Source organism: Dokdonella sp., from assembly GCF_036518555.1.
Classification (GTDB): domain Bacteria; phylum Pseudomonadota; class Gammaproteobacteria; order Xanthomonadales; family Rhodanobacteraceae; genus Dokdonella_A.
On the sequence record NZ_DATDMY010000112.1, the window covers coordinates 1 to 7,629 of the forward strand.

Here is a 7,629-nt window from a genome sequence, read left to right on the forward strand (position 1 = left end):
TGCATCGAGCGCGCGCGGGAAGATCATGCCCCACGCGGCGTCGGTGTGGCGCCCCCAGAGCTCCCCGCCGATGAAGTTGCCGAGGCGGCCGAGGCCGAGGCCGATCGGCACGAGCGGCGCGACGAAATCGATCGTGTCGAAATAATTCAAGCCGCGCCGCCGCGTCCACAGCCAGCCCGCGACGAGCACGCCGAGCAACCCGCCATGGAACGACATGCCGCCTTCCCAGACGCGGACGAGGCTGAGCGGATGCGCGAGCAACTCGGGCGTGTTGTAAAACACCATGTAGCCGATGCGCCCACCGAGGATCACGCCGAGCATGAGGTAGAAGCAAAGGTCGGAGAACTCGTCGCGCGTGACCGGGAGGCGCCCCGCCGCGCGCCGGCGCTGGCCGAGCCACCAGGCGGCGCCGAAGCCGACGAGGTACATGATGCCGTACCAGTGCACCTGCACCGGGCCGAGCGAGAACGCGATGGGATCGATGTCGACGAAGTAGTGGTTCACGAATACAGGCGTCGCGGGTATCGGCGCGATTGTGCACGCTTCGGCGCCTGCCGCCCACTGCCGCTCGTTGTCCATGGCCCGCATTTCCCGGAGAATCAGCGCCTTGATCAGCGCCCATTGGCAGGGCGTGCCGCTGCGATTCGAGGAAATCAGGGATAAACGGAAGCGGGAATCCGTCGGCTCGTCGCATTGCGGACGAGAACGCGCGATCGCGCCGAGTCGTACGCGCACTCACCGGCGCCGGTGAAAAACTCACCGGAATCGATTTCCAGCTATCGGGCGACCTGCGCTTCGACGACGGTTTCGATTGACGGAAGACTCCACCGCCGACCGGCGGCACACCCGGCACGATAGGCCGAGCACGCATGCGGCGTCGTTCCGCGTCGCGGCAGCGGGGCGAAGATCGCTTCGACGATCGCTTCCTCGACGCCGTTCCATGCCGGTGTTTGATCCCTTTTCAGGGCGCGTGCGCGTCGGCACGCGCTGACGACGCTGCGAACCCCATGCTAGGCTCTTCGCGAGGGAAGGCGATGGCCCACACGGATCTCACCGAGCTGCTCAACCGCGCGCAGGGAGGCGATGCCTCCGCACGCGACGCCGCGTTCGCGCAGATCTACGCCGACCTCAAACGCATCGCGGCGGCCGAGCTGCGGCGAAACCCCGGCGCGACGCTCAATACCACCGCGCTCGTCCACGAAGCGTATGCGAAGCTCGCCGCGCACCACGCGGGCGCACTCGCGAGCCGCGCGCATTTCTTCAGCCTCGCCGCGCGCGCGATGCGGCAGATCCTCGTCGACCAGGCGCGCAGCCGGCTTGCCGACAAGCGCGGCGGGCGCGAAGCGCACACGGGCCTCGACGGCGCGCACGAGGTCGCCGACCGGCGCGCGGAGGAGCTGCTGCGCGTCGACGAAGCACTCGATCGCCTCGCCGCGCACGACGAGCGCGCGGCGAAGGTCGTCGAGTGGCACTTCTTCGGCGGCTTCACGTTCGTCGAGATCGCCGCCGAACTCGGCCTGTCCGAGCGCACCGTGCGCAGCGACTGGGCGCTCGCGCGCGCGGCGCTCGCGCGCGAACTCGGCCTCGGCGACACGGCGATTGCCGGTCCGGGCGCCGGACTGCGTAACGGCTAGCACGCACCTCGAAGGAATCGCATGCACCGCGACTGGCAGCACGTGAAGGCGCTGTTCGACGCCTGCCTCGACGCCGCGCCGGACGCGCGCGCGCGCCTGCTCGGCGACGAAACCACGGTCCCGCCTGCGGTGCGCGCGGAGGTGGAGGCGTTGCTCGCCGCGCATGCGCAGTCCGCACCGCTCGACGGCGGCGCGGCGGCCTGGGGCGCGCCGCTGTTCGCCGCCGGCATCGACGACGTCGACCACCGCCCCGAGCGCATCGGCCCCTACCGCGTGCTGCGCGAGCTCGGCCGCGGCGGCATGGGCATCGTCTGGCTCGCGTGCCGCGACGAGCCGGGTTTCGAGCAGCGCGTCGCACTCAAGCGCATGCGTGGCGGCCTCGATGGCGCCGACGCCCGCGCGCGCTTCCGGCGCGAGCGCGGCATCCTCGCGCGCCTCGCGCACGACCGCATCGCGCGCGTGCTCGACGGCGGCGTCGACACCGACGGCCGCCCGTGGTTCGCGCTCGAGTACGTCGAAGGGGAGCCGATCGACCGCTGGTGCGACGGGCGCTCGTTGCCCTTGCGGACGCGCGTGCGCCTGTTCCTCGACGTGCTCGATGGCGTCGGTTGGGCGCACCGCAACCTCGTCGTGCACCGCGACCTCAAACCCGCGAACGTGCTCGTCGACGGCGACGGTCGCGTCAAGCTGCTCGACTTCGGCATCGCCAAGCTGCTCGAGGACGACGACGCGGGCGCGACCGCGAGCGGTGCGCTGCTCATGACGCCGACCTGCGCGGCGCCGGAGCAGGTGCGCGGCGAGGCGGTGTCGACCGCGACCGACGTCTACGCACTCGGCGTCATGCTGTTCCAGCTCGCGACCGGCCTGCTTCCGTACACCCCTCCGGTGTCGAACCGGCATGCGTATGCGCAGGCCGTGCTCGAGCAGGAGCCGGAGCGACCCGCGCGCGCGCTGCAACGTGCGGGTGTCGACGCGAGCGCACTCGCGGCCGCACGCGGCACGACGCCGGCCGGTCTGCGCGCCGCGCTCGACGCGGACTTCGCGCAGATCCTCTCGATCGCACTCGCGAAGGCACCCGAGCAGCGCCATGCGAGCGTCGATGCGCTCGCCGCGGACCTGCGCGCCTGGCTCGAACACCGGCCGCTCTTGAGCCGACCGACGCCTCGCTGGCGCCGGATCGGTCGGTTCGCGCGGCGCCATCGCCTCGGCCTCGCGGCGGGCGCACTGCTCTGCACGACCGCGGTCGCCGGCATCGGCGCGACGGTGTGGCAGGCACGCATCGCGACGCGCAACGCCCAGACCGCGCGCGCGGTGCGCGAATTCACCACCAGCCTGTTCGCCGCGATCGACCCGGACCAGGCGCGCGGTCGCGACGTGCCGTTGCGCGAAGTGCTCGACCTCGGCGCACGCCGCGCCGAGTCCGGGCTCGCCGACCAGCCGGGCGTGCGAGGTGCACTGCTGTCCGATCTCGGTGCGATCTACACCTCGCTCGGCGACGACGCACGCAGCATCGGGCTGCTCGAACAGGCGCGCGACGCCCTGCTCGCGCGCCCCGACCGCGAAGACGACGAGCTCGCGCGCGCATGGCTGCGGCTCGCCGAGGCGCAGTTCGAGGACAGTCGCTACGACGCAGCCGCGGCCAGCGCCGATGCCGCCCTGCGCCTGCTCGCTGCGCGCGCGCCGACCGACCCGCTGCGCGTCGAGGGCGAGCTGCAACGCGCGCGCATCGACGAGGAGTCGGACCGCCTCGACGCGGCCGACGAGCGGGTCGGGCGGGTCGTCGCGGCGTTGCGCGCCGACGCGCACGCGAACCTCGCGAGCCGGGCCGACGCGCTCGCGGCGCTCGGGAACCTGCGCCGCCTGCAGACGCGCAACGAGGAGGCGGTCGCCGTGCACGAGGAAGCGCTCGAGCTCTCGCGCCGCGTCGATCCGGACGACCCGATCGTCGCGTCGCGCCTGCACGAGCTCGCTGCGGCGGAAGCCGCGGTCGCCCGGCCGCAACAGGCGATCGCGCACCTGCGCGAAGCTTACGCGCTCCACCGCCGCGTGCACGGCGAACGCCATCCGCTCACGTTGTCGACCGAGGGCGAGCTCGCGTTCGCGCTCGCCAACTCGGCCGAATACGACGAATCGGACGCGATGTTCGAGCACAACATCGCGGCGCGACGCGCGGTGCTCGGCGCCGATCACGCCGAGGTCGCCACCCCGCTCAACAACCATGGCGTGAGCCTCTACACGCGCCATCGCCACGCCGAAGCCGCGCAGGCGTTCGGCGAAGCATGGCGCATCTGGCGCGCTGCGCTGGGCGACGAGCACGCGGATACGCGATCGGCGTTGACCGGCTACGGCGCATCGCTGTTGGAAGCCGGCGATGCCGCAGCGGCCGAACCGCTGTTGCGCCAGGCATACGACATGTCGCGACGCCTCGATCCGCCGCGCAAGCAGGAGTCGCCGGCCAACACGCTCGCGCTGCTGCTCGAGCGCACGCAGCGCCTCGACGAGGCCGAGCAGCTGCTGCGAGCGAACGTGGCGCTCCAGGCCGAAGCGAACCACGGCGACGTGCGACGATACCCATGGACGACGACCCTGCTCGGCCGCGTACTGCGCGAACGCGGCAATCTTGCCGGCGCGCGGGAACAACTGGAGCTGTGCTTCAGCGCCTTCGACGCCGACGACTATCCCGACGGCCCGCGCACGGCGACCTGCCTCGTGCAGCTCGCGCTCGTGCGCGAAGCGCTGCGCGAGCCGGCCACGCGCGTGCGCCCGCTGCTCGAGCGCGCGCTCGCCGTGCAGGAAGCCAAGCTCGGCCGCGACGACGCCGAAACCGTCGCGACGCGCGCGCTGCTCGCGCGCCAGCGCGACGCGCGCTGACGGGCGCCACTCCCTCGCGACGGTCGATCGCGTCGACCGCATCGCTTCGATCGCCGCACATCCGCCGGGCGCCGATTGCCGCTTTCGCCGCGCCGTTGCGTAACTGGGTTGCGACGGTCGCGATGCGTGCACGGTGCACGCGCGCGTGGACCGCCCCGAACCGGAGGAGCCTCTCCATGCATCGTCACATCATCGCCGCCTTGCTGCTGCTCGGTGCCGGCGCCGGCGCCGCCCGCGACGGCGATCTCGACCTGCGCTTCGACGGCGACGGCAAGCGCACGATCGCGTTCGACCTGTCGACGAGCCGGTACGACCGCGCCGTCGCCACGTTCGTCGATGCGGTCGGTCGCTACACGGTCGTCGGTTACGCCGACTACGGCTACGTCGGCCTCTCTCGCCTGCTGCCGGACGGCGGCGTCGATACGAGCTTCGGCGGCGGCTACATCACGCGCCCGCTGCCCGGCAATGCCACCGTAACCGTCGCAGCGACCGACTTCGCCGGGCGCATCGTCGTCGGCGGCCATGCGATGAATCCGCTCGACAACGATCCATTCGTGTGCCGCTACGCCGCCGACGGCACGCCGGACGCGCAAGTCGGCCCGAACGGCTGCCGCATCGTGCCGGTCGACTACGCCGTCAACGGCGACGATCGCGTCAATGCGATCGCGATCGGCGAGACCGGCTACATCTACCTCGCCGGCTCCGCACAGCGCAACGATCCGGGCGATTACGACTTCTTCGTGATGCGCCTGAAGGAGGCCGACGCCACGCCCGACGACGGATTCGGCGGCGGTGACGGCATCCAGACGGTCGCATTCGACCTCGACGGCAACCATGCCGGCGGCGACGACGACGGCGCGAACTGCCTGTTGCTCGCCGGATCGTCGCTGTACGTCGGCGGCTACGCCTACACGAGCGTGTTCACCCACCACGACTTCGCGTTCGCGAAGATGAGCAGCGGAACCGGCGCGCTCGACCCGACGTTCTGCCCCGACGTCGCGAGCTGCAGCGGCAGCGAGGCGTTCCAGGGCAAGCGGACGCTGAGCTTCACCCAGCTCGCGACCCGCTTCGACGAGCAGGTGCGCGCATTGAAATTCGACCGCAACGGGTTCCTCGTGATGGCTGGCACGGCGGCCGACAGCACGGGAGCGGATCTGATCCTTGCGCGCCTCGACCCCGACGGCGCGTTCCCGTCGTCGCCGTTCGGCAACGAAGGCAACCATGCGCGCGCGACCGTGCTCGAGGATCTCGCCGTCGGCGGCCTCACGGTCGACTCCGCGACCAACCGCATCCTCGTCTCGGGCTCGGCGGCGAGCGCGCCCGGTGGCATCGACCCCGATCGCCTGCTCTGGGTCGGTCGCTTCCTCGCCGACGGCAGCGAGGACACGAGCTTCGCGACGATCGGCGTGAACCCGAGCTGGGTGAAGGCGGTCGCGTTCGAGCACCACGACGACGCGCAACCGACCGACAACACGGGCGGTGCGCTTCTGGTCGACCGCGGGCGCATCGTCCTCACTGGTTCGCGGCTCTGGCAGCGCGATTCTGGCAGCGGGCTCGACGACTATGACTTCGCGATCGCACGCTTCGAGGGCGATGCGATCTTCATCGACGGGCTCGACGGGTACTGATCGCCGCGCGCGCCGTCGACGGTGGACGCCCCTCGGACGGAGCCGTATGCAGGCGTGCCGCCCTGCGGAAGCGACCGGATCGACCGTGCGCACGCACCGGAGCGGCTGCGTGCGCGCTCCGCCCTATGCGGGCAGCACGCGCAGGATGTGACCCTTGAGGTAGTCGGTCTCGGGAATCGCCGGATGCACGGGGTGATCGGGCGCCTGCTGCAAGGAAATGAGCATCTGCACCTGGCGATCGAGATGGCGCGCGCCCTGCTGCACGCCGTCGACCAGTGCCTGGCGCGGCATGTGGTGCGAGCACGAACAGGTGACGAGGATGCCGTCGCGCGCGAGCACCTGCATGCCGAGCTCGTTGAGGCGGCGATAAGCGAGGCTGCCTTCCTTGAAGTCCTTGCGGCGCTTGATGAACGCGGGCGGGTCGAGGATGACGACGTCGTAGCGCTCGCGCGCTTCGCGCAGGGCCTTGAGGTGCTCGAACGCGTCGGCGCGCACTGCGTTCACGCGGTTGGCGAGCCCGTTGCGCTCGACGTTCCGCCGCGTCGCCTCGACCGCGGGGGCGGAGGCGTCGACGCAGTCGACCTCGCGCGCGCCGTACGCGGCCGCGCGGATGCCCCAGCCGCCGAGGTAGCTGAACATGTCGAGTACGCGCTTGCCGGTCACGAAACGCGCGAGCGCGTCGCGGTTCTCGCGCTGGTCGTAGAACCAGCCGGTCTTCTGCCCGCCGACCGGATCGATGCCGAACTCGAGGCCGCCTTCCCGCGCGACGACCTCGCCGCCGCTGCCTTCATCGGTATGGTTGCCGTAGCCGAGGTCGGCATATTCCGGCAGCTGCTCCATCGCGCGGATGCCCGCGTCGTTCTTCCACCACAGCTGGCGCGGCGCGAGCACCTTGACGACCGCGTCGGTGATCGCATCCTTCTGCCGCTCCATGCCTGCGGTCGTGATCTGGCCGACGACGACGTCGCCGAAGCGATCGAGCGTCAGGCCCGGCAGGCCGTCGCTTTCGCCGAACACGAGCCGGTAGTACGGCTCGGCGTAGAGCTGCTCGCGCAACGCGAGCGCGACGTTCAGGCGGTGCACGATCAGCGAGCGGTCGAACGGGTGCGCAAGCCCGCGCACGACGAGGCGCGCCGCGATCAGCGAATTCGGATTCACGTAGCCGATGCCGATCGCCTTGCCGCGATGGTCGACGATCGCGACGACGTCGCCCGGCGCGAAATCGCCGAGCGGCGATCGCGCGACGTCCACCTCGTTCGAGAACACCCACAGGTGACCGGCGCGCAGCCGCGCGTCTTCGCCGCGCTTGAGGTAGAGGGCGGGATATTCGATAGAGTCGGACACGGCAGGGCCTGCGGGGCGCGGAACGGCGCACGGTAGCGCGCCCGCCCCGGCGCCACAACTGCGCGCGACGCGATGCCGCAACCTCACGCGAGCCACGATGCGTCCCAGAACGGATACTCGCCAACGCGCCGGCACAGGCCTGCATGGACGGG

General features: G+C 71.2%; 5 protein-coding genes. 3 read left to right on the forward strand and 2 right to left on the reverse strand.

The genetic code is table 11. From position 1 onward, the window contains the following. On the reverse strand, nucleotides 1-579 hold a 579-nt coding region (lgt, locus tag VI238_RS06765; RefSeq protein WP_331649768.1), incomplete at its 3' end, for a prolipoprotein diacylglyceryl transferase. A gap of 455 nt (nucleotides 580-1,034) precedes the next feature. Between lgt and VI238_RS06770 the strand changes: the two genes are divergently transcribed. The 3 genes from VI238_RS06770 to VI238_RS06780 all read left to right on the forward strand — a co-directional run bounded on the left by VI238_RS06770 (nucleotide 1,035) and on the right by VI238_RS06780 (nucleotide 6,133). Then, the gene (locus VI238_RS06770; protein WP_331649770.1) at nucleotides 1,035-1,634 is read left to right on the forward strand and encodes an ECF-type sigma factor; all 600 of its coding nucleotides are present in this window, start codon (nucleotides 1,035-1,037) and stop codon (nucleotides 1,632-1,634) included. Between the two features lie 21 nt (nucleotides 1,635-1,655). Then, nucleotides 1,656-4,505 (forward strand): serine/threonine-protein kinase, encoded by a 2,850-nt coding sequence (locus VI238_RS06775; protein WP_331649772.1) that lies wholly within the window; start codon nucleotides 1,656-1,658, stop codon nucleotides 4,503-4,505. Between the two features lie 176 nt (nucleotides 4,506-4,681). Beyond that, nucleotides 4,682-6,133, forward strand: coding sequence for a hypothetical protein (locus tag VI238_RS06780; protein WP_331649774.1), 1,452 nt, complete (start codon nucleotides 4,682-4,684; stop codon nucleotides 6,131-6,133). Between the two features lie 123 nt (nucleotides 6,134-6,256). Here the strand turns inward: VI238_RS06780 and VI238_RS06785 are convergent, their stop codons facing one another. Continuing rightward, a complete protein-coding gene (locus VI238_RS06785; RefSeq protein ID WP_331649776.1) occupies nucleotides 6,257-7,465 on the reverse strand; it encodes a class I SAM-dependent rRNA methyltransferase in 1,209 nt (402 codons plus the stop codon). Nucleotides 7,466-7,629 lie beyond the last annotated feature (164 nt).

Excerpts from the sequence above, each read along its gene's own strand:
- VI238_RS06770 (WP_331649770.1), top strand. The coding sequence starts at position 1,035 with ATGGCCCACACGGATCTCACCGAGCTGCTCAACCGCGCGCAGGGAGGC.
- VI238_RS06775 (WP_331649772.1), top strand. The coding sequence starts at position 1,656 with ATGCACCGCGACTGGCAGCACGTGAAGGCGCTGTTCGACGCCTGCCTC.
- VI238_RS06780 (WP_331649774.1), top strand. The coding sequence starts at position 4,682 with ATGCATCGTCACATCATCGCCGCCTTGCTGCTGCTCGGTGCCGGCGCC.